The organism is Banduia mediterranea, from assembly GCF_031846245.1.
Lineage (GTDB): Bacteria > Pseudomonadota > Gammaproteobacteria > Nevskiales > Nevskiaceae > Banduia > Banduia mediterranea.
The window spans coordinates 35,298-59,526 of sequence record NZ_JAVRIC010000016.1 but is presented as its reverse complement, the minus strand read 5'-3'; the positions used below and the strand labels follow the sequence as shown (position 1 = coordinate 59,526).

Annotated in this window: 19 protein-coding genes and 1 pseudogene; 10 read left to right on the top strand and 10 right to left on the bottom strand. The window is 66.4% G+C overall.

Annotated features, from left to right (window positions below; genetic code table 11):
• Positions 1-3 precede the first annotated feature (3 nt).
• From RM530_RS18745 to RM530_RS11765, 9 genes and pseudogenes are all read left to right on the top strand, one after another.
• Positions 4-260 (top strand): annotated as a pseudogene (locus RM530_RS18745) (CopG family transcriptional regulator).
• Positions 247-504, top strand: a complete 258-nt coding sequence (locus RM530_RS11800) for a type II toxin-antitoxin system RelE family toxin (protein WP_311365432.1) — start codon at positions 247-249, stop codon at positions 502-504. Before RM530_RS18745 ends, RM530_RS11800 begins: the two are co-directional and overlap by 14 nt.
• A 128-nt stretch (positions 505-632) precedes the next feature.
• Entirely contained in the window at positions 633-863 is a 231-nt protein-coding gene (locus tag RM530_RS11795) for a type II toxin-antitoxin system Phd/YefM family antitoxin (RefSeq protein WP_311365431.1), read from the top strand.
• Positions 863-1,276 (top strand): type II toxin-antitoxin system VapC family toxin, encoded by a 414-nt coding sequence (locus RM530_RS11790; RefSeq protein WP_311365430.1) that lies wholly within the window; start codon positions 863-865, stop codon positions 1,274-1,276. Before RM530_RS11795 ends, RM530_RS11790 begins: the two co-directional genes overlap by 1 nt.
• Positions 1,277-1,280: 4 nt before the next feature.
• Positions 1,281-5,396 (top strand): TIGR02680 family protein, encoded by a 4,116-nt coding sequence (locus RM530_RS11785; protein WP_311365429.1) that lies wholly within the window; start codon positions 1,281-1,283, stop codon positions 5,394-5,396.
• Positions 5,393-6,628, top strand: coding sequence for a TIGR02679 family protein (locus RM530_RS11780; RefSeq protein ID WP_311365428.1), 1,236 nt, complete (start codon positions 5,393-5,395; stop codon positions 6,626-6,628). Before RM530_RS11785 ends, RM530_RS11780 begins: the two co-directional genes overlap by 4 nt.
• Positions 6,629-6,816: 188 nt before the next feature.
• Complete coding sequence (locus RM530_RS11775) at positions 6,817-7,539, top strand: 16S rRNA (uracil(1498)-N(3))-methyltransferase (RefSeq protein WP_311365427.1); 723 nt, start codon at positions 6,817-6,819, stop codon at positions 7,537-7,539.
• Between the two features lie 93 nt (positions 7,540-7,632).
• Positions 7,633-8,967, top strand: a complete 1,335-nt coding sequence (locus RM530_RS11770) for a dihydroorotase (protein WP_311365426.1) — start codon at positions 7,633-7,635, stop codon at positions 8,965-8,967.
• A complete protein-coding gene (locus RM530_RS11765; RefSeq protein WP_311365425.1) occupies positions 8,964-9,938 on the top strand; it encodes a threonine ammonia-lyase in 975 nt (324 codons plus the stop codon). The genes RM530_RS11770 and RM530_RS11765 overlap by 4 nt, the downstream gene beginning before the upstream one ends.
• Before the next feature lie 204 nt (positions 9,939-10,142).
• On the opposite strand, the gene RM530_RS11760 is transcribed toward RM530_RS11765, so the two are convergent.
• Positions 10,143-10,856: a cytochrome b/b6 domain-containing protein gene (locus tag RM530_RS11760; protein ID WP_311365424.1), complete on the bottom strand. Its 714-nt coding sequence runs from the start codon at positions 10,854-10,856 to the stop codon at positions 10,143-10,145.
• A 180-nt stretch (positions 10,857-11,036) separates the two neighbouring features.
• Entirely contained in the window at positions 11,037-11,477 is a 441-nt protein-coding gene (locus RM530_RS11755) for a c-type cytochrome (protein ID WP_311365423.1), read from the bottom strand.
• A 116-nt stretch (positions 11,478-11,593) separates the two neighbouring features.
• Between RM530_RS11755 and RM530_RS11750 the strand changes: the two genes are divergently transcribed.
• Complete coding sequence (locus tag RM530_RS11750) at positions 11,594-12,166, top strand: DNA-3-methyladenine glycosylase I (protein WP_311365422.1); 573 nt, start codon at positions 11,594-11,596, stop codon at positions 12,164-12,166.
• Positions 12,167-12,269: 103 nt separating this feature from the next.
• Here RM530_RS11750 and cysS read toward each other — a convergent pair whose 3' ends face one another.
• The 8 genes from cysS to RM530_RS11710 form a co-directional block, all read right to left on the bottom strand.
• The gene (cysS, locus tag RM530_RS11745) at positions 12,270-13,637 is read right to left on the bottom strand and encodes a cysteine--tRNA ligase (RefSeq protein ID WP_311365421.1); all 1,368 of its coding nucleotides are present in this window, start codon (positions 13,635-13,637) and stop codon (positions 12,270-12,272) included.
• A gap of 84 nt (positions 13,638-13,721) precedes the next feature.
• Positions 13,722-13,847 carry a hypothetical protein gene (locus RM530_RS11740; RefSeq protein WP_311365420.1) on the bottom strand — a complete coding sequence of 42 codons (126 nt, stop codon included), beginning with the start codon at positions 13,845-13,847 and terminating at the stop codon, positions 13,722-13,724.
• A 297-nt stretch (positions 13,848-14,144) separates the two neighbouring features.
• Positions 14,145-14,624: a hypothetical protein gene (locus tag RM530_RS11735; protein WP_311365419.1), complete on the bottom strand. Its 480-nt coding sequence runs from the start codon at positions 14,622-14,624 to the stop codon at positions 14,145-14,147.
• Between the two features lies 1 nt (position 14,625).
• A complete protein-coding gene (locus RM530_RS11730) occupies positions 14,626-15,675 on the bottom strand; it encodes an aminopeptidase (RefSeq protein ID WP_311365418.1) in 1,050 nt (349 codons plus the stop codon).
• Positions 15,672-16,637 carry an MBL fold metallo-hydrolase gene (locus tag RM530_RS11725; RefSeq protein ID WP_311365417.1) on the bottom strand — a complete coding sequence of 322 codons (966 nt, stop codon included), beginning with the start codon at positions 16,635-16,637 and terminating at the stop codon, positions 15,672-15,674. The genes RM530_RS11730 and RM530_RS11725 overlap by 4 nt, the downstream gene beginning before the upstream one ends.
• A gap of 109 nt (positions 16,638-16,746) precedes the next feature.
• Positions 16,747-17,637: a helix-turn-helix transcriptional regulator gene (locus RM530_RS11720; protein WP_311365416.1), complete on the bottom strand. Its 891-nt coding sequence runs from the start codon at positions 17,635-17,637 to the stop codon at positions 16,747-16,749.
• Positions 17,638-17,727: 90 nt separating this feature from the next.
• On the bottom strand, positions 17,728-18,195 hold the full coding sequence (locus RM530_RS11715; RefSeq protein WP_311365415.1) for a chemotaxis protein CheW: 468 nt from the start codon (positions 18,193-18,195) through the stop codon (positions 17,728-17,730).
• Entirely contained in the window at positions 18,192-24,227 is a 6,036-nt protein-coding gene (locus tag RM530_RS11710) for an Hpt domain-containing protein (protein WP_311365414.1), read from the bottom strand. The genes RM530_RS11715 and RM530_RS11710 overlap by 4 nt, the downstream gene beginning before the upstream one ends.
• Between the last annotated feature and the right edge of the window lie 2 nt (positions 24,228-24,229).

Genomic DNA, 24,229 nt, shown 5'->3' with positions numbered 1-24,229 from the left:
CGAATGACCGCGAAACTCGAACGCGCCAGCGCTGCTGCCAATACCCGCGCCACGATCTACCTCGACCCCGCATTGCACCGCGCGCTACGCCTGAAAGCGGCTGAAACGCGGCTCTCGATCTCCGAACTGGTGTCGGATGCCGTGCGCAGTCCCTGAGCGAAGACCAGCAGGATCTTGCCGCGTTCGACGAACGCGCCACAGAGCCCACCATCAGCTACGAAGAACTGCTGAACAAGCTCAAGGCCAGTGGCGATCTATGAACTGAGATTCAGGCAGGCCGTCCCCAAGGATTTTCACGGCCTGCCGAAGGCCGACCTGCACCGCATCCTGAACCGGATCGAATCCCTGCGCGATGATCCCTGCCCTGCCGGCAGTCAGAAGCTGTCGGGGGCCGAAAAATACCGTACCCGCCAGGGCGACTATCGAATTCTCTACTCCATCGACGATGCAGCAATTGTCGTGGAGCTCATCAAGGTCGGCCATCGTCGGGAGGTCTTTCGGTGAACGCTGATCACGAACAGACCCGCAGGCTCCGCCTTGCACATGTACCGCTTCAGAGCCGGGTCGGCCGACATCCTTTCGCTTTCAGGCTGCTAGAATGTACAGATCGATGTACATATCGAGAGATCCTCATGCTGGAAACCACATTCACCGAATTGCGCAGTCATGCAAAACGCTATTTCGATCTGGTGGAGGCCGGAGAAACCGTGCGCGTGCTGCGCAATGGCCGTGCGGTCGCGGAGATTCAGCCGATCGCCGAGCCGGCGGCGGAAATCCCGTCCTGGAAGCGTCGGCGCGCCGATCCTCTGTTGATCCCCGGCATCGAGGCCGGGCGACTGATCCTGCAAGACCGCGGTCCCTGATGCGCGTTTTTTTCGACAGCTCCGCCTTCGTCAAGCGTTACGTGCGCGAGGACGGCAGCGATGCCGTCCTCGACTGGTGCGAGCGCGCCGACGTGCTGCTGCTTTGCGCGATCGCTTTGCCGGAGCTGATCTCGGCGTTCTGCCGGCTGCAGCGGGAGGGCCGCCTCGACACAGGGCAATATCGGCGCTTGAAACAGGACCTGCTGCTGGACATCGCCGACGCACAGATCTGCGAGCTGGCTCCGGAAGTTCTGGGGGACAGCATTCGCACACTCGAGGCGCATCCGCTGCGCGCCATGGATGCCTTGCACGTGGCGGCCGCACTGCGCAGCCGGGCGGATACCTTCGTCTCTTCGGACCTGCGGCAATGCGTGGCCGCCAGAGGGCTGGGGCTTGCAGTCGTCCAAGTCTGAACCGATGAACGCCCCCGAACGTCCACCCCTGCCCGAACCGGCGCTGCGCCGCTGGCAACCGCTGCGCCTGGGCCTGATCGAGCTCTACCACTACGACGCCGAGGAATTCCATTTCCGCGACGGCCACATCATGCTGCGCGGCAACAACGGCACCGGCAAATCCAAGGTGCTGTCGCTGACGCTGCCGTTCCTGTTCGACGCCAACCTCTCGGCCTCACGCGTCGAGCCGGACGGCGACCGCGGCAAGCGCATGGACTGGAACCTGCTGATGGGCGGCCGTCACGAGCGCCGCATCGGCTATACCTGGATCGAATTCGGCCGCGTCGGCGAGGACGGCCAGCCACGCTTCCTGACCCTGGGCGCCGGCCTGCGCGCGGTCGGTGGCCGGGCCTCGGTCGACGCCTGGTACTTCACCTCCTCGCAACGCGTCGGCGAGGATCTGTGGCTGACTACACCCAACCGCACCGCCATCGCCAAGGACCGTCTGGCCGAGGCCATCGGCACGCACGGCCAGGTCTTCGACACCGCCATGCACTACCGGCGCGCGGTCGACGAGGCCTTGTTCCGCCTGGGCAGCGAACGCTACGACGCGCTGATCGACACCTTGATCCAGTTGCGCCAGCCGCAGCTGTCGAAGCAGCCCAACGAGCAGCGTTTGTCCGACGCGCTCAGTGACGCCCTGCCGCCGCTGGAGCGCGGCGCGCTCGAAGACGTGGCCGAGGCGATGAACCAGCTCGACGACTACCGCCGCGAACTCGACGAACTCGACGCCATGCGCAAAGCCGTCAGCGGCTTCGCCGAGCGTTACGGCCGCTACGCGCAGATCGCCGCGCGCCGCCGCGCCGCCGAACTGCGCGCCTCGCAAACGCGCTACGACCAGGCCAGCCGCGAACTCAACGCCGCCGACAGCGAACGCAGCGCCGCGCAACAGGCCGAGAGCGCGGCGCGCGAGGCGATCACCCGGCACGAACGCGTGCTCAACGAAGCGCGGGCGCGGCTCAAGGTCTTGCGCGCCGACCCGGTGATGCGTGACGCGCAGCGCCTGCAAAGCGCCGAAACCGAAGCCGCGCAGGCCCGGCAAAGCCTCGATCGGGCGCAGCAGCGCCTGCACACTGCGCAGCGCCGCCTGCAGGAGGAACAGGCCACCAGCGCGCGACGCCACGCGGTCGCCGAGGCGACGCGGCGCGTGCAGATCGAGACCCTGCACACCGCCACCGCCCTGGCCACCCCACTGGCGCTCGAAACCGAACAGGATCGCGCGCTCGAATCCGTCGAACTGCCCGATGGCGTCGTGGGCACCGACGAACGCTTCGCCGACACGCTGCGCGGCCGCCTGCACGCCGCCGCGAAGGCCCGACTCGAACAGATCGAGCTGGTCCGCAAGCGTCTGCGCGAGCACCAGGACGCCCTGCGCAAACGCGAGCTGGCGCACAGCGAACGCAATGCCCGCGCCGACGACTTCGCCGCCGCCGAAGCCCAGCACGAAGCGGCGGCGCGGCAGCTGCAGACCGATATCGACGCGCTGCTGGCTGCCTGGCGCCATTACCTCGGCGGTCTGCACACGCTGCGCCTGCCGGACAGCGAGGACGCGCTGGCCGCGCTCGAAACCTGGGCCGAAACCCTGGCCGGCGAGCAGCCGATGCGCGCCCTGCTCGACCAGGCCCGCGACGCACAGCAACGGCAGCTCGCCGCCAGCGAAGCCGCGCTCGAACAGCACCGGCAGGCGCTTGCCGAGGAGCGCGCAGTCCTGCATCAGGAACGTGAAGCGCTGGAAGCCGGCACCGACGCGCCACCGCCCGCGCTGTACTACCGCGACGCCGCGACACGCGACCGGCTCAGCGGCGCGCCGCTGTGGCAGCTCGTGGACTTCGATCCCGGCCTGGAACCGGCACAGCGCGCCGGCCTGGAAGCCGCGCTCGAAGCGGCCGGCCTGCTCGACGCCTGGGTCACGCCGGGCGGCGAGGTGCTGGATCCGGGCAGCCTGGACGCACGCCTGCTGCCGCGCGGCACGCAGGCGGATTCGCTGGCGAGCCGCCTGCGGCCGGCCGCGGACACGCCGATCGCGCCCGCGATCATCGAATCGATCCTGGCGGCCATCGCCTGCGATGCGCAGGACCCCGGCGACGCCGAAGCCTGGGTCTCGACCGCCGGCAGCTACCGCCTCGGCCCGCTCGCCGGCCATTGGTCCAAACCGGCGGCGCGCCACATCGGCTACGCCGCGCGCGAAGCCGCACGCCGTCAGCGCCTGGACGAAATCGGCGCGCGCCTGACCGAACTCGGCGCGCAGGCTCAGACGCTCGACGCCCAGAGCGCGGCGCTCGCCGACACACGGCAGCGCCTGCGTCAGGAACTGGCCGCCGCACCGGGCGACGACGCCCTGCGCACGGCACACGCCACGGCCTCACAGGCCGAGCGCCAGCGCCGTGACGCCCAGCGCCGCCTCGGCGAAGCCGACGGCCGTCTCGCCCAGGCCGAGCACGCCAGCCAGCGCAGCCTCGACGCATTGCGCCTGGACGCCGAGGACCTGCGCCTGCCGGCCGACAGCGCCGCGCTGGAATCACTGGCGCAAACCCTGTCGGACTACCGCCTGGCCGTCACCGAATTCGCCGCGGCGCTGCGCGCCCACCGCGGCGCGCTGCTGGAATGGCAGGAACAGCAGAGCCGCGAGGCGCGCAGTCGCAGCGACCTCGCCACCGCCGAACGCGAAAGCGGCGAACAGACGCGGCGCCAGCTCGAAACCGCGACCGAATTACAGACCCTGCGCGACAGCGTCGGCGTCAAGGTCCACGAACTACAGCGGCGCATCGCCGATGCCGAATCCGCCGAAACCCGCGAAAACGAGGGGCTCGGCGCCGCCCACAAGGCCCAGCTCACGGCCAACGCGCAGGCCGCCGCGGCCGAGCAGAAACGCAGCGACGCGCAGCGCACGCTCGACGAGCGCGGCGACGAACGCCTCGCCGCCATCGACGGCCTGCGCCGATTCGCCGCCACCGGCCTGCTCGCGATCGCCGTGCCCGAACTCGAACTGCCGGACGCCGCGCAAAGCTGGGGCGTCGAAGCCGGCCTGACGGCGGCGCGGCGCACCGAACAGGCGCTCAGCCAGGTCGCCGCCGAGGACGAGCACTGGCACGCGATCTCGCGGCGCATCGGCGAGGACTTCACCGAACTGCAGCGCGCGCTGTCGGCACAAGGCCACAGCGCCACGCTGGAATCCAGCGACCACGGCCTGATCGTGCGCATCGTCTACCAGTCGCGGCCGGAGCGGCCGGACCTGCTCGGCGCGCGGCTGGAAGCCGAAATCGGCGAGCGCCGCATGCTGCTGTCGGCGCGTGAACGCGAAGTGCTCGAAAACCACCTGCAGCAGGACATCGCGGTCAACCTGCAACGCCTGATCCAGGACACCGAACGCCGCGTCGCCAGCATCAATGCCGAACTGCACAAACGCCCGACCTCCACCGGCGTGCGCTACCGCCTGGACTGGCAGAACCTGCCGGACGACACCCCGGACGCACCCTCCGGCCTGGCCGAAGCGCGCAAGCGCCTGCTCAAGACCCACGCCGACGCCTGGTCGCAGGACGACCGCCGCACCGTCGGCGACTTCCTGCAAACGCGCATCCGCGAGGAACGCCAGCGCGACGAACGCGCCAGCCTGTTCGAATCGCTGTCGCGCGCGCTGGACTACCGCCGCTGGCACCGCTTCCGCGTGCAGCGCCAGCAGGACGGCAGCTGGAAACCGTTGTCCGGCCCGGCTTCCAGCGGCGAGCGCGCGCTGGGTTTGACCGTGCCCTTGTTCGCGGCCGCCAGCAGCCACTACGAAAGCGCCGATCCGCTGGCGCCGCGTCTGGTGCTGCTCGACGAGGCCTTCGCCGGCATCGACGACGAGGCGCGCGCCAACTGCATGGCGCTGATCCGCGAATTCGACCTCGACTTCGTCATGACCAGCGAACGCGAATGGGGCTGCTACGCCGAACTTCCCGGCCTGTCGATCTGCCAGATCGTGCGCCGCGAAGGCATCGACGCGATCTTCGTCTCGCGCTGGAGCTGGGACGGCCGCGTGCGCCGCGCGCAGGATGATCCGGGGCGGCGCTTTCCGGCCGACGCCGGCCTCGCGGAATCATGAACGCCGGCGGCGCCATCGACGCGCAGCGCCTGCAACGGCTGCTCGGCGGCAAAGCCCTCGCCGCCTTGCGGCAACGGCTGCGCGAACGCTATGCGCGCGAAGCCGACGCGGATGCGTTCACGCTCGCGCGCCTGACGCCCGCCGAACGCGCAGCGCTCGAAGGCCTGCTCGGCCGCCGCGCCGCGCGTGGCGATTCCATGCGCGTCTCGCAGACCGAACTCGATGCCGCGCTGGCGCGCGCCGAGGTCGCACCCAACCTGGAAAGTGCGCTCGAAGCGCTGGATGGGCCGATCCCGCGCCGCAAGCGGGAGCGGCTGGCGCGTGACCGCGAATGGACCGCGTGTTTTGCGACGGCAACCGATGTCCGCCTGCAGACCCTGCTGACGAACGGCGCCGGCCAGGGACTGCTCAAACGGCTGTCGGGTTCGGATCCGCAACAGGCGGCACAACTGCTGTCGCAAGCGGCCTGCGTGCTGCAGCGGCTGCCGGGCGGCGGCATCCCGCTACCCCGGCTTGCGGCCGATACCTGTGGCGACGCCCACGGCCTGGACGCCGGGCGAGCGCTCGGCAGCCTGGTGCTGGCCGCCTGCGCCAACGACAGCGACACGCCCGTGGATTCCGAAGAAACGCGGCTGCGCAACCGCTGGGCGCAACTCGGCGTCAGCCTCGGCGAACTGTCCGCGCCGGCCCTGGCGCTCAACCTGCCGGCGCATACGGACACTCCCGGCGGCCGCCTCGCAGCCCTGGCCGGCGAATCCGGCGAACCGCTGCACCTGACGCTGCGCACGCTGCTGCGTCAACCACCGAACTGGTGCGTCGACAATGTGTCCATCCACGTCTGTGAAAACCCGACCATCGTCGCGCTCGCCGCCGAACGCCTGGGCGAACGCTGTCCGCCCATGGTCTGCACCGACGGCATGCCAGCCGCCGCCCAGCGCACGCTGCTCGACCAGCTTGCCCGCACCGGCGCGCGCCTGCGCTACCACGGCGATTTCGATTGGGCCGGCCTGCGCATCGGCAACTTCGTGATGCGCCGCTTCGGCGCCGTGCCGTGGCGATTCGGCGCGCCGGACTACCGGCAATACGCACCGCGACAGGGCCGAACGCTGGAAGGGCCCGCGGTCACCGCCGACTGGGATGTCCGACTGAGTCTAGCGATGCTGGACTGCGGCTACGCGCTCGACGAGGAGACGGTGGTCGAGACGCTGATCGACGATCTGGCCTTGGCTTGACGCTGGACCGCATCGGACTTGATTTCATCCGAACTCGTATCCCTGTGCCAACCAATAGTGCCAATCCTTAACGCGCTGCGCCTCCCGCGTTTGCGGTTTCGCCATCCGGTCCTGCGCTTGCGTGGTGACTTCAGGTAAGCCGCTGAGCCAGACTGACGGCGCGACCGGCCAATCGGCACAATACGTGTATGACCCGATTCTTCGCCGACATACCGCTAGCCTCCGGCGTGCGCGTGGACCTGCCCGCGCCCGCCTTCCGCCACGCAGTGCAGGTACTGCGCCTGCGCGAAGCGGATCCGCTGACCCTGTTCAACGGAGACGGTCAAGACTATCTGGCGCGACTCGGCAAGGTTACCAAACGCGCGGCGCAGGCCGAAATCCTGGAATCGATTCCGCGCAGCAACGAATCCAGGCTCAGTCTCACGCTGGTGCAGGGCGTGTCCAAGGGCGAACGCATGGACTGGGCGATCCAGAAAGCCGTGGAACTGGGGGTCGCGCGCATCGCGCCGGTGATCACGGAGCGCTGCAACGTCAAGCTCGATGCCGAGCGCTGGGACAGGAAGCTGGATCACTGGCGCGGCGTCGTCATTTCGGCCTGCGAACAGTCCGGGCGGGCACGGCTGCCCGAGCTGGACGGCGTCATGCCGCTGCGCGACTGGCTGAGCCGGCCCCGGCGGCCTTTGGCTCTGGTGCTGGACCCCACGGCCGAACGGACACTGGACTCATTCGTCGGCGAGCCGCCATCGGCGGAGTTGCTGATCGGTCCGGAAGGCGGCTTGTCCGACAAGGAAGTGGCGCTCGCCGCCCAGGCTGGATTCGACCGGCTGAAACTCGGTCCACGCGTGCTGCGAACCGAAACCGCCGCGCTGACTGCCATCGCCGTATTGCAGGCCCGATTCGGTGATCTCTGAGCGCAGGGCCGGCTTTTGCGCGCCACCGTGCGGCCATGATTCACCCAGTCCGTACTAAACTGCCTCACCAGCCCGCCCTCCGAGCTCGAGTCCATGTCCCAGATTCTGATCAGCAACGCCCTCGTCGTCAGCGACGGCCGCGCCAGCCACGGCGATGTACTGATTTCCGGTGAACGCATCGAGAAGGTCGGCAGCGGCCTGTCGGCGCCGGACGGCGCCAAGGTGGTGGATGCGCGCGGAAAATGGCTGCTGCCGGGGATGATCGATGATCAGGTCCATTTCCGCGAACCGGGACTGACGCACAAGGGCGACCTCGCCACCGAATCGAGCGCCGCGGTCGCCGGGGGTATCACCAGCTTCATGGAGATGCCGAACACCAAGCCGCCCGCGACCACGCGCGAAGCGCTCGCCGCCAAGTACGACCTGGCGGCCGGACGCGCGCATGCCAACTACGCATTCTATTTCGGCGCCGCCAACGACAACCTCGAAGAGCTGCTGCGCCTGCAGCCGGGTGAGGCCTGCGGCGTCAAGGTGTTCATGGGCGCCTCCACCGGCAACATGCTGGTCGACAATCCCAGGATCCTCGCCTCGATTTTCTCGCAGTGCCCCTATCTGATCGCCACCCATTGCGAGGACACGCCGATGATCCTGGCGCAGGAGCAGGTGTATCGCGAACGTTATGGCGATGATGTGCCGTTTTCCGCGCACCCCCTGATCCGCTCGGCCGAGGCCTGCTACAAGTCCACCGAACTCGCGGTCGGTCTGGCGCGCCAATACGGCAGCAAGCTGCATGTGCTGCACATGACCACGGCGCGCGAGCTGGAATTCTTCGAACCGGGCCCGGTCGCCGGCAAGCAGATCACCGGCGAGGCCTGTGTGCACCATCTGTGGTTTTCGGATGAGGCCTACGATGCGCTCGGCGCGCAGCTCAAGTGCAATCCGGCCGTCAAGACCGCCGCGGACCGCGCGGCGTTGCGTGAAGCTGTGGCCGACGGCCGGCTCAACATCATTGCCACCGATCACGCGCCGCATACTGCCGACGAAAAAGCGCGCAAGTATTTCGCGGCGCCGGCCGGCTTGCCGCTGGTTCAGCATGCGGTGCTGATCGTGCTGGAACTCGTCAAGCAGGGGGTGCTCGATCTGCCCACAGCGGTCGAACGCATGAGCCATGCGCCGGCGGCACGTTACGGCGTGATCGATCGCGGTCATATCGCCGAAGGCCAGTACGCCGACCTGGTCTTGGTCGATCCTGAGGTGCAGACGCACGTCGAGGTCGACAAGCTCTATTACAAGTGTGGCTGGTCGCCGCTGGAAGGCCAGGCGTTCTCGCATCGCGTCGTCACCACCTGGGTCAACGGCGAGGCCGCTTATCATCTGAATCAGCTCGCAACGCAGGCTCGCGGACAACGTCTGCATTTCAGGCAGTGAACCCACTGGACATTCCTGCCGCAAAAGATGTGCTCGACGCGGCGCGGCGCATCGAGAATCGCGTGCGACGCACACCGGTGCTCGACGATGTCCATCTCGACGAACGGAGCGGCGCGCGCCTGCACTTCAAGTGCGAGAACCTGCAGTACGGTGGCGCGTTCAAGTTGCGCGGCGCGATGAATGCGGTGTGGTCCCTGAGCGAGACCGAGGCATCCGCCGGCGTGGCGACCCATTCTTCGGGCAATCATGGCGCCGCCCTGGCGCTGGCCGCGCGCTCCCGTGGCATCGCCTGTCATGCGGTGGTGCCGGAAGGCGCGGTGCGCAGCAAGCTCGACAACATCGCCGCGAACGGCGCCACGATTCATCGCTGCGCGGCCAACCAGCACGCGCGCGAAGCAGGCCTGGCGCTGGTACTGGCGCAGACCGGCGCCGTTCCAATTCCACCGTTCGATGATGCGCGGGTCATCGCCGGCCAAGGCACGGCTGCACTTGAATTGATGCAGGACGTTCCAGGGCTCGAATGCCTGGTCGCGCCCGTCGGCGGCGGCGGCCTGGCGGCCGGAACCGTACTTGCCGCCGGCATCGGCTCACCGACACCGCTGGTCTACGCGGCCGAGCCCAGGGGCGCCGACGACACCTGGCGTTCGCTCAGCAGCGGTGTGCGCGTCACCGAGCAGCTGCCCGCCACGATCGCCGACGGGCTGCGTACCACGGTCGGCGTACGCAACTTCGAGATCCTGCGCGGCGGGCTCGCAGCCGTGCTGTGCGTGGACGAACACGAGATCATCGCGGCAATGAAGCTCGCCTGGTCACGCCTGAAGCTGGTGATCGAACCTTCGTCCGCGGTCGCGCTGGCCGCGATTCTGCGGCACCGCGAGCACTTCGCCGGCCGCCGCGTCGGTGTGATTCTCAGCGGCGGCAACGTCGATCTGGATCAACTGCCCTGGCTGACGCAACAAAGGCCGAACTAGCAGCCTGTCGGACTTAGCATGGACGTGATCGCCATGGTAGTGCTCGCGCGTCACGACCACGTCGTCGACCTGCTTCGATCCGACCCCATAAGGCCATCATGAAGCGGTCAAGTGCCATCAATTCGGCCTGGAAGCGACCGAACATGCCATGAATCCATGATTTTCGTGGGCCTGGAGGTGACAAAAAAGCGCCCACGCTAAAAATCAGAGTTCCTGCAAGCCCCAGACCGCGGCGACTGCCAGTACCGCAACGAGCCAGGCCTTCCAGGCGCCTGCAAACTGCGGACGAGCCTCCGTGCCCGCGAGCTGGTCTTCGGATTTTCGACCATGAACCATCGCCCCGATGAGGTTCTTGCCGCGAATCAGATAGTAGACGGACGCAAGCACATGCAAGCCGATCGCGAAAAGCAGGCCATTGAAATTCAGCTTGTGCAGACGCGTGAGTGTCTGCGACGTATCGCTATCGACGCGATGGGCAAGCGGCCCCTCGAAAAAGAAGTCGTCGCTGGCGAACAGGCCGGTCCCGGTCTGCGCCGCCAACAGCAGCAACAGCAACAGGACCATCACGGCGCCCGCCGGATTGTGCCCGCGCGCCTCGGGAATTCGGCCAGACAGGAGCTCGCGCAGATAGCGGATGACGGACGCCGGTCCGCGCACGAAATCGGAGAATCGCGCGGTGGTCGAACCGAAGAATCCCCAAAGCACCCGAAATACCAGAACCCCCAATACCGCCTGGCCCAGCAGCGCGTGAACGTCCATGTTGCCGAGATAGATCGTATTGCCACCCGGCCAGGGCAGTTCAAGATCGAAGCCACCGATCTCGCCGGTGAGATAAAGACCCGCAACCAGGATCACCAGCAGCCAGTGGCAAAGACGCACTGGCAGATCCCAGATGCGGACACTTGACGAGCTAGACATCGGTGCCCTCAGAACGCTAGCGTCGTGGCACGGAAGTTTGGCGACGCACCGGGAGCGTGGCGGCGCCCCGCTGAGGTGCGCCGTCGAGCGTGACACCGCGGGCACCATGGCGAGTCAGGCCGAGTGCCTCAGCGGTGATGCAGTCGCGCTCGAATGCCGCAGTACGACTGTGGCGCGACACTAGTCTTCCTTGTAATCGTCGTGGCAGCCCTTGCAGGCCTTGCCGACGGCGCCGACCTTGGCGCGGATCGCCGACATGTCGCCGGAACCAGCGGCGTCCGCGAACTCGGCGGCGGCAGATTCCAGATCATCGGCCTTGGCGGCAAAGTCGTCCCAGTTCTCCCAGATATCGGACTTGGCCTCGGAGTCGCCGTTCATCGCCTTGTCCTTGAATGCGCCCTTGACGAGCTTGGACTGTGCGGCGAGACCTCGGGCGTGCGTTGCGAGGTCATCGGTAAAGGGCACTTTGCCCTTGACGATCGCGCCGATGGAGCCCATGTGCCCACCGAGCACATGCATGGCGTCTTCGCGATATTCAACGAGATCGTCATCGGAAGCCGCCGACGCGGAACAGGCGACGACGACCAGTCCGGCAAGCAACACAGGGGATACGAAGCGCATGGGTTTGCCTCCTCAGGTCAACGATAGGACTGCGGCTGGACCGCAGGTTCGAGGCTACCATAGCCACCCGCGCAATTCGGCAGTCCCGCCGGGCGCCGATGCAGCACGGAGCGGCCATGAACGAGAACCCACGTTGCCCCTGGAGCCACGGCTCGGAGCTGTATCAGCAGTATCACGACAGCGAATGGGGCGTGCCCTTGCGCGAAGACCGAGGACAGTTCGAATTTCTGATTCTGGAAGGCGCGCAGGCCGGGCTGTCTTGGATCACGATCCTGAAGAAGCGCGACAACTACCGACGCGCCTTCGATCAGTTCGATGCCGAACGCATCGCCGCCTACGATGACAAGGACCGCGCTCGCCTGCTGGCGGATGCCGGCATTGTGCGTAACCGACTCAAGATCGACGCCGCGATCAGCAATGCGCGCGCCTGTCTGCGGCTGCGCGATTCAGGCACCAGTCTTGACGAGTTTCTGTGGCGTTACGTGGACGGAAAGCCGATCGTGAACCGGTTCCGCACGATGGGGGACGTTCCGGCGACGACGGAATTGTCCGACCGCATCAGCAGGGACCTGAAAAAGGCGGGGTTTCGCTTCGTCGGCAGCACGATCGTCTATTCCTTCATGCAGGCCACCGGCATGGTCAACGACCATTTGCTGAGCTGCCCGAGACATGCGGAGCTGAGCGTCTAACGGCCATGCCGCAAGCAGCATCAGACAGAATGAATCGCCTGCTGCATGGCCTTTCTTTGCGCCTTGGCGCGAAAATCCGCGTTTCCGACGCTCGGAAAACCACTCAGGCGCGCCGCCAGCGTATTCCCTGCGCCGAGTCCTCAATCACGATACCGCGCGCGGTGAGTTCATCACGGATACGGTCGGCGCTGGTGAAGTCCCGGGCCTTGCGTGCGGCGGCACGCTGCTCCAGCAGGGCTTCGATCTCCGCCGATTCCGGATCATCGTTACCGGCTCCGAACCAGTCCTGCGGCGTCTGACTCAGCAGGCCCATCAGTTTCGCGGCGGCCAGCAGCTGCCCCTTGACCCTGGCCTTGTCTTCGTTCGACTCTGCCTTGTTCAGCGCGCGCACCAGTTCGAACATTTCCGCCAGTGCGGCCGGGGTGTTCAGATCGTCGTCGAGTGCGGCAAAGAATCCGTCGGGCGCCTCCACGCAAGCTGCCGGCTCGATATCTGCAACCTCACGCAGGGCGCCGTAAAGACGATCGAGCTGGCGCTTTGCCTGCACCAGGGTTTCGTCTGTCCAGTCCAGTGGCTGACGATAGTGGCCGCCCAACAGCGCCAGACGGATCGCCTCGCCCGGCGCCTGCTCCAGCAACTCACGCGCGCGCAGTACATTGCCGACCGACTTGGCCATCTTCTCGCGATTGACGGTGACGAATCCGTTGTGCACCCAGTAGTTCGCGAACGGCGCACCGCCGTGGGCGCAGCGCGACTGTGCAATCTCGTTTTCGTGATGCGGGAACACCAGATCGTGCCCGCCGCCATGAATATCGATGGTGTCTCCGAGCAGGGTTTCCGCCATCGCCGAGCATTCGATGTGCCAGCCGGGTCGGCCACGGCCCCAGGGCGAGTCCCAGCCGGGCTGCTCGTCGCGGGAGGGCTTCCACAGCACGAAATCGCCAGCATCCTTCTTGTACGGCGCCACTTCCACACGCGCCCCCGCCAGCATCTCGCGCCGATCGCGCTTGGACAGCATTCCGTAATCGTCATAGGCACCGACGTTGAACAGAACATGTCCTTCGGCTGCGTAGGCATGCCCGCTGTCGATCAGGCGCTGGATCATCGCAATGATCTGCGGCAGATGCTCGGTGACTCGCGGCTCGTGATCGGTCGGCGCCACGCCCAGGGCCTCAAGATCCTCGTGGTAGGCGGCGGCATAGCGGTCGCTGATCACAGCGATCGAGACACCTTCGCGCTCGGCGGCGGCATTGATCTTGTCGTCGATGTCGGTGATGTTGCGGACGTAGACCACGCGCTCGTACCGATGCCGCAACAGCCGCGCCAGCACATCGAACACCACCGGCGGTCGCATGTTGCCGATGTGCGCATAGGAATAGACCGTGGGGCCACAGACATACATCGTGACCCGCGACGAATCCTGCGGGACGAACTCTTGCTTGCGGCCGGTCAGCGTATTGTGCAGTTGCATCGAATTCGGGCGGGATCAAAATCCCGCGCAGGATACCGACAGCGCGCCGCAAAGTCCCGAATCGATCAGCTGAATGGACAGGCTTCAGCTGAACAGGGCGTGGATCGAAAAGCCGGCCAGCATTCCTGCAACCACGCCATAGGTCGCCCAAAGATAGCGCCGCTTGATACGGGAACGCCCGGTCAACGGATCAATGTATATCCACGCCATGCCCAGACCCCTGCCACAAAAAATGAGTGCCGGCGATCACTCGCAGGACTGCATCCTTTCTCCATACCCGCACCATCCAGGACCGGCCGGCCGCCGCGAGGAGTGCCAGGGGAAGCCGCCGGAACCTGTACCGCGCCGCTGCCACTATGCGTGGCGCCGGAACCGCGCGTCAATCGCTGAGACGTACCGATGAACATTCCACGACTGCGACTCCAGCCGGCAGTGGGGAGTTTACTGGGGAGTTGATGGAGGTGATGCTGAACGGCGGGCGAGCAAGCGGGCGAGGGAGCGAGGTGTTTATCGCTGATAGGGGTCGTCACACAGGCGATGCAGCTCGCCGAAGGCGTCGAACAGTTTCGGCAGGTCGTCCGGCTGCATCACCAACAACTCGCCCTGGGTGCGATCTCCGCGACGCAGCTTGCGGTCGCGCAGATCCTCGTAGCGAATGCAGGCATCGCCGCGCAGGCAGCTGAAGCGCAATGAGGAACGACCGTCCCACTGCACGTTGACCTCGGCCAGCGGCACGGTCTGGGTATAGACGGCTTCTTCATTGGTCGCGCTGCGCTCGACGGTTAGCGCGCAACCGTCCGGCGAAAACGCGAAGTGCCACAGAAAGAAACGGCCGCTGCGAACCCAGGACTCGCCCGCGCGGACGTCGAGCTTTTCAAGGATGAAACGCATCGCATCACTGCGGCTGTCCCCGGCGCGATTCGCGGTCCACGCACAACACAGCAGGATCAGTGGCAGTAGCGCTACACGCGTTCGAGCAGCGCGCATCTCAATCGCCCTGCGCCTGTTCGAGCAAGGCATCGAGCATGCGCTTGCGCTCATCCGCGCTGCTTTCGCCGAGCCGTTCCACAGTGTCATAGAACTGTGGCCACTTGCCCCGCGCCTGCGCGAAGAGCTGTCCGAACGCCGGCGTCCAGGTGTTGTAGAGCCCGACCGGCAGCAAGGCCGCGTTGTCGAGATCCTGCTCGAACCATTGATCGTAGCCGGCATAGCCACGCCACGGCCCGTCCCGCAGCGCTTGGTAGGACTCGCGCATCTGCTCGAATACCTGTCGCTTGGCGGCGCGCATTGCGGTCGGCGTCTGGCTGGACTGGTAGAGCGCCTGCAAACGTTCGCGTGTCGCCTGTACCAGCGCCACGAAGTCCTGGTTGCGACGACGCGGCTCGGTCACATCCAGCGGCGTCTCTCCGCGTGCTTTGAGCCAGCGCCGCAAACCCTCCTCCTGTACGAAGCTGGCGAAGGATTCGTTGAACGCGGTGTCGCTCTTGACGAAGACACGCTGGTGCGCGAGTTCGTGAAACAGGGTGCCGACCAGCTCCTGATCGTTCCAGCGCAGCATCGTGTTGAGCACCGGGTCTTTGAACCAGCCCAAGGTCGAATAGGCCGGCACTGCGCCGATGTAGACGTCATGTCCGAGTTCGCGCTGGTGCTGCGCTTCTGCCCGGGCGTCCTCCAGGTCGTAGTGCCCGCGATAGGAGAAGCAACCGGCCAGCGGATAGCACCATTCGATCGGCGCCAGATCGAACTCCGGTGTGGCGAAGACGTTCCACAGCACATAAGGCCGCCCGAGATCGGCGTACTGCTGATAGCTGCCGTGATTCGGCAAGGCCAGTGTCTCCTCGGCGAAGGAAACCGCGGCCTTCACGGTCTCCAGGCGCGCGCGCAGGGCAGGATCGGTGTCGACATCGGAAATCAGCGCATCGATCGGCGCGCGCGCGCGCAACACTGCCATCTGCCCGTCCAACAGCTGGGCGTAGTAGCCGAGGCTGCTGCAGGCGCTCAGCGACAGCGTGAGCAGGCTCGATACAGCCAGTCTCATGCAGCCTGATCGAGCCAGACGCCAAGCCCCTGGGCATTGAGTTCGATATCGAACTCAAGCAGCTCGCGCGCCCGTGCGTCGCTGACCGGGGCATCGAGACGATGCAGCGCGGACAAGGCATCGTCGAGCAGCGCTTCGCGCAATCTGGAATGCCGCTCCGGCGCGTCGGCCAGCGACCGCGCGATCTGCACGTAGCGCCCGATGCCGGCGCGCAGTTCCGCAGCGCGCGTCGCCACGTCTTCAATCGCGCTGTAGTGCGTGAGATACATGCGCTTCGGTCGGTAGCTCAAATAGCGGTCGATGGTCTGTAGCCAGGCCTGTGCATCGAACTGCACCGGCGTGGTGGTCGGCATCAGAAACGGCCCGCCGGGTCCGTCGAAGTCTCGATACGACAGGCCGAAGGTATCGCCGGTGAAGAAGCCCTCGCTGACGGTGTCCCAAATGCTGTAGTGGTGCCGGGCGTGCCCCGGCGTGTCGATGAATTCGAGCTCGCCACCTCCAAGGCTCAAGCGCAGGCCATCCCGCGCCTGGATCACGCGCGTTTCGTCGACCGGCGCGATCTCTCCGTACATGCGCATCAGCGCTTCGGCGCCGTAGACGGCTTCGGCGCCGGCGATCAGTTTCGAAGGATCGATCATGTGCCGCGCACCCCGCGGGTGCACCACCATCTTCGCTTCGGGCAGGGCGCGCATCAGCACGCCGGCACCGCCGGCGTGGTCCAGGTGCACATGGGTGGGCAGTACGTAACGCACCCGCTCCGGGGCGATGCCGCGCGCCTCCAGCAGCGCCAGCAGGCGCGGCACACCATGCGAGGTACCCGCTTCGACGAAGGCGTATTCACCGTCGCGCTCGATCAGATAGCAGCAGGCCAGCCGGCGCCGCTCCTGGAGGGTGTCGATGCACAGAATTCCATGGTCCAGTACTTCGACTGGCGCGACTGTCGGCGTCGGCTGCGTGTCCATCCTCGGGGCTCTCTCCATCGTCGATTTCCGCACAGGAGATTAGCACCGACGACAAGGCGGCGATGCGCTGTCGACCGTAACGAGTCGAACGGACTCCGGGGTTGCGGCACTACCGGGACGAGGGCGTGGCGCCCCGCGGCGCGCGCACGATCTCGACCAGATCCTCGCGCCGGTAGATGCCGAGCTTGCGATAAATCCGCGACGCATGATTGGCCACCGTACTGACGGCAATACCCTTGTCGCGTGCAACCGATTTGAAGGTCTTGCCCTCGCCCAGGGCGCGGGCGATCTCCTGCTCGCGCGGGGACAGATCGTCCAGCGGCAGCGCGCGGCGCGCGTACAGCGTGAACAACTGACCATGCGGCTCAAGCCGAAAGCGCAGCTCACGGTCACCGAAGCGGGTGTTGCGCTCGATGTCGCCGGGCAGGGGAATCGGCAGGCGATCGAAATCCGGGTCGCCGTAGACCTCGGCCACCAGCGAACGAAATTGCGGGCTCGCCGTATGCACGACGCCGCTGGCGTCGATCAGCGCGGTGGAGCCGCGATTGGCGCGGCCCAGCGACATCAGCCATTCGTCGCGCTGCACATGGAGTTGCTGCCCCAGCGAATCGGCAGCGACCAAGTGGCTCACGCCGCGTTCGACCCGGCCGATGTCGTGCGGCGACGGGGGGCCGGCGAACCAGAGCGCGATGATGCTGGTCAGATGTCCGACAGGATGACGATAGGTCACGATCAGGGGGTGCATCAGGCCGGATACGCGCGGCAGGCTGGCCGCTTCGCTGGCGCCGCCGATCAGATGCAGCGGTGTCAATGAACCTTCGTCGGGCTCCACCGTGAATTCGCCTGACACACCGGTCTGCCCCTGCGTCAGCCAGGCGGCCACAGGAGCGCCATGGTGTGTCCTGAACGCCCGTAGCAGCAGCTCACGGACTTCGGTGCTTTCGTGCAGTGTTGCGAGCGAATAAAGCGTGCGAATCAGGGCGTCATCGGATTCGACCATCTCGCACTCCTTGTGACGTGAATTGAGTGATGTTGGAGCCCGGCGTCTGATTCGGGCGACACCACGACGTGGCACTGCGAACCGATCGAGCTAGGCCGCTCGGGACAATGTCCGGATTTCGGCCATCACGATGCCGAAGTCCGGGATCCAGCCTACTTGGTTGCCCAGACGAACCCGTGCCAGCACCAGATCGGAACGGTCTGAATCACGCAGCGCCTCGGCCCGCATCGCGGCCCGATTGAGCGTCACCAGATGCGGATAGGCCTGGGCCAGCACGCCGATTGCAGTCAGCCCGTCAACCGGATCCGGCAGATTGACCACGATCACGCGCGCGCGCCGCAGGTCGGGCTCGCCCATGTCGCCATTGAGCCGCTCCAGCCGCAACACCGGTAGACGCTGAGCCTCGCGCTGCACATGCCCGGCAAGCCAGGCCGGGGCGTCGACCGCAGCCTGCAGGCCTTCCAGTGGCATGGTCTCCACCACCGCCACGTTCGGCAGCAACAGGCTGTCGCGCGCCAGCGCGATCAGCACCGCGTGAATTTCGGCGGGCTCGCTCACGACACCAATACCCCGCGAATCTCGGACAACAACTGGTCTTCCTGATAGGGCTTGATCAGATAGCGATTCACTCCCAGCTCGCGCGCACGCTGACGATGTTTGTCGCCGGAGCGCGAGGTGATCATGATGATCGGCACATCGCTGATCCGTTCGCTGTTGCGCACGTGGGCGGCCACCTCGAATCCGTCGGCACGCGGCATTTCGATGTCCAGCAGAATCGCGGTCGGCGATTCGGTGGCGAGCTGGGCAATCGCATCGAGTCCGTCACGCGCCGTCAGCACGCGGTAGCCGTGACGCGTCAGCAGACGTTCGGCAACGCGGCGCATGGTGATGGAATCGTCCACCACCATGATCATCGCGCGATCGTCAGCGCGCGGCGCGGCGGCGCTCTGTGCCTCCGCCAGCAGCGCGCGGCGCGTGCGATCCTGCACCAGCGCCGGTGCGTCCAGAATCAGCACCACCGCGCCATCGGCGAGGATCGTGGCGCCGGTCACGCCGACAATCGAGCTGACCTGCGGGCCGACCGCCTTCGACACCACTTCGCGGTTGCCCTGCATCGAGTCCACCACCAGGCCCATACGGCGCTCGCCGCCGCCGATGCCCTCCGGGATCCGCACCAGAATCGTCGGTACGGTGCGGCTTTCATCCGTTTCGAGGCGGCTGACGCCGAGATAGTCACCGAGGTAACGCAGCGGATAATCCGCACCGCCGTAGGACAGCGTGGCGTCGCTGTCGCCGAAATACTGGTCAAGCTGGGCGCGTGGAACGCGGGCGATGCCTTCTATGCTCGACAGCGGAATCGCGTACAGCTCGGTGCCCACCGTGACCAACAGCGCCTGCGAAACCGCCAGTGTCAGCGGCAACCGGATCGCGAAGCAGGTGCCGCCGCCGCGTTCGGTTTCGAGATCGAGCGTGCCGCCGAGTTGCTTCACCTCCGAGGCCACGACATCCATGCCGACGCCACGGCCAGCGTTCTGCGTCAGCTCATGCGCAGTCGAAAATCCGGGTTCGAAAATGAACTGGGCCACCTGAAGCTCGCTCAGCTCCAGGTTCGGCGGCATCAGTCCGCGGGCGATGGCCTGATCACGAATCGCATCGATGTCCAGACCCTGTCCGTCGTCACGAATCTCGATCACCAGCTGCGTGCCGTCGCGCTGCAGGCTGATCACGATCTCGCCGACTTCGCGCTTGCCAAGACCGGTTCGCACCGTCGCCGGCTCGATGCCGTGGACGATGGCGTTGCGCAACAAGTGCTCCAGCGGCGCGGTCATGCGTTCCAGCACATTGCGATCGAGTTCCGCCTCGACGCCGAGGAAGCTGACCTCGGCAAGCCGGCCCGCTTCCACAGCAGTTTGCCGGACCACGCGCTGCAGGCGCGCCACCTGACGCGAGAACGGCACCATCAAGGTGCCCATCAGGCCCTGCTGAACCTCGGTATTGATGCGACCCTGCTGCTGCAGCAGACTGCCGGCATCCTGCGTGACCTGATACAGCGAATCATGCAGCGAACCGAGGTCGCCGACGGATTCGGACAGCGCGCGCGACAGCTCCTGCATGCGCGAATAGCGATCCAGCTCCAGCGGATCGAACTCGGCGCTGTAGCGGTCGTCCCCAGACTCCGACGGAGTCTGTATCAGGCCGCGCGCGGCAATCTGCGCCTCGGTTTCGATATCCATCTGCCGAAGCTGCTCGCGGATGCGATTGACCGTGGACTCCATTTCCGCGAGCTGGCTGCCGGTCTCGAGGTTGCGCTGCTCAAGGCGCGAGCGATAGATCGACATTTCGCTGGCGGCGTTGAGCAGGCTGTCCAGCCGCTCCACGGGCACGCGTGCCAGTTCCCGACGCTGCTGCGGCCAGAGCCCGCTGTCGTCCTCTGGCCGCCAGAACAGCTGCGGGTCCCAGACCCGCATCGGCGGCGGCCGCTCGTCCGGCAGACCAGTGGCCAAGACGGGTTCCGGACCGGTCTCGGTCGGCGACTCTGGCGGCGCGTCATTCCACTCGATCGGTGGTACCGGCTCCGGCAATTCGGCGGCGGCCGACCCCGCTTCGGGTGCTTCTGGCGCCGGTGGAGGGGACCAATCGTACGGCGCCTCGATCGGTTGATCCTCTTCGTCGTCGAACGACTCGTCGCCGCGCACCAGGCGGTCGTGCATGTGCTGCAACTGCTCGAAACGCGTATGCAACTGATCGAAGGCCAGATCGTCGGTCGGCAGATAGGTGCTGGCCATGTCATCGACCAGCGACTCCATTTCGTGCACGGCCGCGCCCATCGCATAGCGGCCCGCCATGCGCGCGCCGCCCTTGAGCGTGTGCAGAATCCGCTGCAGGTCCTGTAGCGGCGCGGCATCGGTCGGCTGCGTGCGCCAGGTGACGAGTGCAGCCTCCATCTGTTCAAGCAGCTCGGCCGCCTCGGCGCTGAAGATGGCCAGCAGCTCTGCGTCGTCATCCTCGGCGCTGGGCGCCGGGTGCGCCGGCAGCGGGACAAAGGGCTGCGCCGCCGGCGCAGCGGGCAGCCCGATGTCAGCCGCGTCGTCACGCTGTTCGGCAAACCGGGGAATCTCGACGATCAGCTCGTCTCGAACCTCGTATTCCCGAGATGCAGCCTCGACAAACCCGGCGTCGCTCTCCGGAACCGTCCAGTCGGCGGCGGAGGCCGGCTCCGCTTGCTGGATTTCCAGTTCCACAAACAAAGGCTCGACTTCGGGCTCGTAGCCGCGGCGAATCTGGTCGACCGCTCGGTGCAAGCCGTCCACGACATTGGCGAGCCGCCCGAAATAGCTGGCATCGCGCGCCACCCGGGGGGACTGCGCAGCGGCCTCGACGAAGCTTTCGAGTCGGTGTCCGACTTCGCCCAGCGATTCGAAACCCGCCATTCGCGCGCTGCCCTTGAGCGTGTGCAGGGCACGCATCACCTCGGCATCCGGCGCGTCTCGCAGCGGCGTGGCCTGCCATTCGTCGAATCCGCCTTCGACAAGCGCCAGCAACTCCTCGGCTTCTGACAGAAAGATGTCCGTCAGCGCCGGATCGCGATCACCGACCGGCACCGCTTCGAACGGGGCATCGGCCCCGGCCTCATCGGCGACGGACGTGGCTTCTTCGATCTCGATCGCGCTGCCGCCCAGTGCCTGGATCCGCCCGATCAGAGCGTCGTCACGATCCGGCGCTCGACCGTCGCGAATTGCATCGAGCAACTGATAGATCCCTTCGATCGCTTCGCTGACGGCACTGAAGAACGGCGCATCGCGTCGCGATTTGCGGGCCTCGCGAAACTCCGCGTGTCCGAGTCGGGCCTCGAATGCCGTCGCCGCCGATTCCAGCGCGGAGCTGTGCGCCGCCTGCGCGGCGTCGCGCACGGTGCGAAACAGGGCGGCTGCCTGAGCCGCGTGGTGTGCGGCATCGGGCTGCTGGCGCCAGGCTTCGATGCATGCCTCGATCTGTTGCAGGCAATCGAACACTTCGTGCGTGAACAGCTCGGCCAACTGCTGATCGTCAGGCTCACCGTCAGCGACTTCGCTCGGCATGCCGAGTATGTCGATGACGCGAGACTGCCATGGCAACGCGGCTTCGGCCGGCGCAGGGGGCTGCTGATCCAGCCATTGTCCGAGCTGAAGCACCGCATCGGCGATCAGCTTGAGGCGCTCCACCGGCTGTTCGCTGGCACCAAGACCAGTGAAATCAAGGCCTCGTTCGAGTAAGCCGGCGAGCTGGCTGATCGCGCCGTAACCGACCACCGCCGCGCTGCCGCGCAAGGTATGCAGCGCCCGGACGACTTCGGGATCCACCGTGTGGGCGCCGGCATCGGCGTCCTGCTGATCCATCCAGTTCTGCACTCGCTGCAGGTGCCTGCGCGCGTCGTCGTGAAACACCGAGCGCATCGCAGCAGCATCATTGACCGCACGCTCGGTCAGCTCCTGCGCAGCGGCGATCAGCTCCGCCGCCGTAGCAGGCGGCTCGCGCTGTTCACGGAAACTGTGGATCAACTCGGGCAACAGCGTGACAGCGCGAGCGATCAGGTCCAGCACTTCACTGTCGACCTTCATTTCGCCGTCACGACATCGATTCAGCAGGTTCTCGCAGGCCCATCCATAGTCGCCGATGAGATCGGCGCCGACCATGCGGCCGCTGCCCTTGAGTGTGTGAAAGGCTCGCCGCACTTCCAACAAGTGGGCCACGTCACCCGGTTCGCGCTGCCACGGCGCAAGCTGGCTGCGCAGGGTTTCGAGCACTTCGCCCGCTTCCTGGACGAAAACCTCGCGAATCTCGGGGTCGACCTCATCGAGCACCTGCGACGCAACTAACGGTGATGACTCAAGCTCCGCCTGGTCGGTGTCGGCGGCGCCATCGGCGAATTCCAGGCGCTCGATGTAGGCGGCCAGATCGTCCCGCAGACGCGCGCTGTCCGGCGAGCGCGACTGCAAAGCCTCCAGGTAGAACTCCGTGCACGCCACCGCGTCGGCAAAGCGTTCGGCCTGGGCCTGCACCAGAATCCCGGCGGGGAATCCGTCCTGCTCGACATAGCGCAACAGTTCGCCGATCAGGCCGGCGGCACGCTCATCGTCGAGAATTCTCAATCCTGCCCGAATCTCCCCGAGCAGGGTCTGCGCCGAGGGCAGACCATCACGCGAGCCCTGCCGCAGCGCGAGGTCGGCGGCATTCTTGAACTTCGAAAGATTGACCAGCGATTCCCGCAGCAGCGCACCGAAACCTTCGTCGAAATCCGCGGATGGTGGCGTGCCTTCGTCGTACTGCGACGCCGATGCCAGCTCCGGATCGCTGCGCCGCAGTTGACGGAACAAGGCGGCGTCCAAGGAATTTTCGATACGCAACAGCGCCGTAGCGACATCCATCCACAAACCGGCGCCCGCGCCATCGGCCGAACGCAGACGCACCACCGCGTCGGACTGGTTCTGCGCAACGCGCTGCAGCGTCACCAGACCAAGCATGCCCAGGGTGTTGGCAATGCCGCGCAACTGCGCTGCGGTCTGCGACAGATCGACGCTGGCACGCTCGCCAGCGCGCACCACCAGGTCGATGGTGTCCTTGACCTTGGCCAGGTCGGCGCGAATTTCGTCGGACAGTTTCTGCAGCAAGCGGGTGTTGGGCCCGCGCAGCTTGCGCGCCATCGCCTCCAGCGCGGAACTCGACGGCAGCCGCTGGTCCAGCGCAAAGGCGCGACGCAGGAAGGTCACGCGCGCCCCGCGCGCACGCGAACGGCCGACATGAAACAACAGTTGATAGGCCAGTTCGTCGAACTGCGCGGCGGCCGCGTCCTCGCCGATTTCGACGGTGCGCTTGATCTGCTGCACGGCCCGGCCGCAGAGACGCTTCACCTCCAGCGAATCTTCGAGACCCTGGCCGAGCACCGCTTCGGCCACGCCGGCGACGATGCGCCACAGTTGCGCGGCCGCCGGCACGGTGGCGCCCTGCCTCAGGTGCTCGGCGACCTTGCCGAGACGCGCCACGGCGGTGCGGATATCGTCGTCCTTGAGCCACTGCAGCATCGACTGCTGCGCGGCCGGCAGCAGCTTGGCGGCGGTCATACCGGCGGTTTGCACGTCGCGGCCACCCGGCAAGGGCAGCTCGACACCGATCAGCCTCATCTGTGCCGCGAACAGCTCGGCTTCGGTCAGCACGGCGACGCCACGCGTCAGCCGCAATTCGTTGATCAGCGCTTGCAGGACCAGCACGCAATCCTCGGCGCCACCGGACAAGGCATCCAGATAGTCCGCAAGCTGCAGGGTTGCACCGAGCACGGCGCCACAGGCCGTTTCGCGATCGGAAATCGCGTCTTCACTCAAGCGCTGCGTGGTCGCCAGCATCTCCTCGGCGAGAATCGATGCGCCCGCGCACTGGATCAGCGAGGTGGTGCCCAGCACCTGGCGCAACTCGGCGACAGCCGCCAATAGGCCGGCGCGCTCATCGGCGCTCTCCATCGCGTTTTCGAGCTGGGTTCGTACCCGCTGAAGGCAGGCCTCGATCTCCGGGCGTACCCAATGCAGGCCGGATGCCAGGCTTGGACGGCTTGCGATCATGC

Excerpts from the sequence above, each read along its gene's own strand:
- RM530_RS11735 (WP_311365419.1), bottom strand. The coding sequence starts at position 14,624 with ATGCGCGCTGCTCGAACGCGTGTAGCGCTACTGCCACTGATCCTGCTG.
- cysS (WP_311365421.1), bottom strand. The coding sequence starts at position 13,637 with ATGCAACTGCACAATACGCTGACCGGCCGCAAGCAAGAGTTCGTCCCG.
- RM530_RS11755 (WP_311365423.1), bottom strand. The coding sequence starts at position 11,477 with ATGCGCTTCGTATCCCCTGTGTTGCTTGCCGGACTGGTCGTCGTCGCC.
- RM530_RS11780 (WP_311365428.1), top strand. The coding sequence starts at position 5,393 with ATGAACGCCGGCGGCGCCATCGACGCGCAGCGCCTGCAACGGCTGCTC.
- RM530_RS11725 (WP_311365417.1), bottom strand. The coding sequence starts at position 16,637 with ATGGACACGCAGCCGACGCCGACAGTCGCGCCAGTCGAAGTACTGGAC.
- RM530_RS11760 (WP_311365424.1), bottom strand. The coding sequence starts at position 10,856 with ATGTCTAGCTCGTCAAGTGTCCGCATCTGGGATCTGCCAGTGCGTCTT.
- RM530_RS11740 (WP_311365420.1), bottom strand. The coding sequence starts at position 13,847 with ATGGCGTGGATATACATTGATCCGTTGACCGGGCGTTCCCGTATCAAG.
- RM530_RS11795 (WP_311365431.1), top strand. The coding sequence starts at position 633 with ATGCTGGAAACCACATTCACCGAATTGCGCAGTCATGCAAAACGCTAT.
- RM530_RS11785 (WP_311365429.1), top strand. The coding sequence starts at position 1,281 with ATGAACGCCCCCGAACGTCCACCCCTGCCCGAACCGGCGCTGCGCCGC.
- RM530_RS11770 (WP_311365426.1), top strand. The coding sequence starts at position 7,633 with ATGTCCCAGATTCTGATCAGCAACGCCCTCGTCGTCAGCGACGGCCGC.
- RM530_RS11750 (WP_311365422.1), top strand. The coding sequence starts at position 11,594 with ATGAACGAGAACCCACGTTGCCCCTGGAGCCACGGCTCGGAGCTGTAT.
- RM530_RS11790 (WP_311365430.1), top strand. The coding sequence starts at position 863 with ATGCGCGTTTTTTTCGACAGCTCCGCCTTCGTCAAGCGTTACGTGCGC.
- RM530_RS11720 (WP_311365416.1), bottom strand. The coding sequence starts at position 17,637 with ATGGTCGAATCCGATGACGCCCTGATTCGCACGCTTTATTCGCTCGCA.
- RM530_RS11710 (WP_311365414.1), bottom strand. The coding sequence starts at position 24,227 with ATGATCGCAAGCCGTCCAAGCCTGGCATCCGGCCTGCATTGGGTACGC.
- RM530_RS11730 (WP_311365418.1), bottom strand. The coding sequence starts at position 15,675 with ATGAGACTGGCTGTATCGAGCCTGCTCACGCTGTCGCTGAGCGCCTGC.
- RM530_RS11775 (WP_311365427.1), top strand. The coding sequence starts at position 6,817 with ATGACCCGATTCTTCGCCGACATACCGCTAGCCTCCGGCGTGCGCGTG.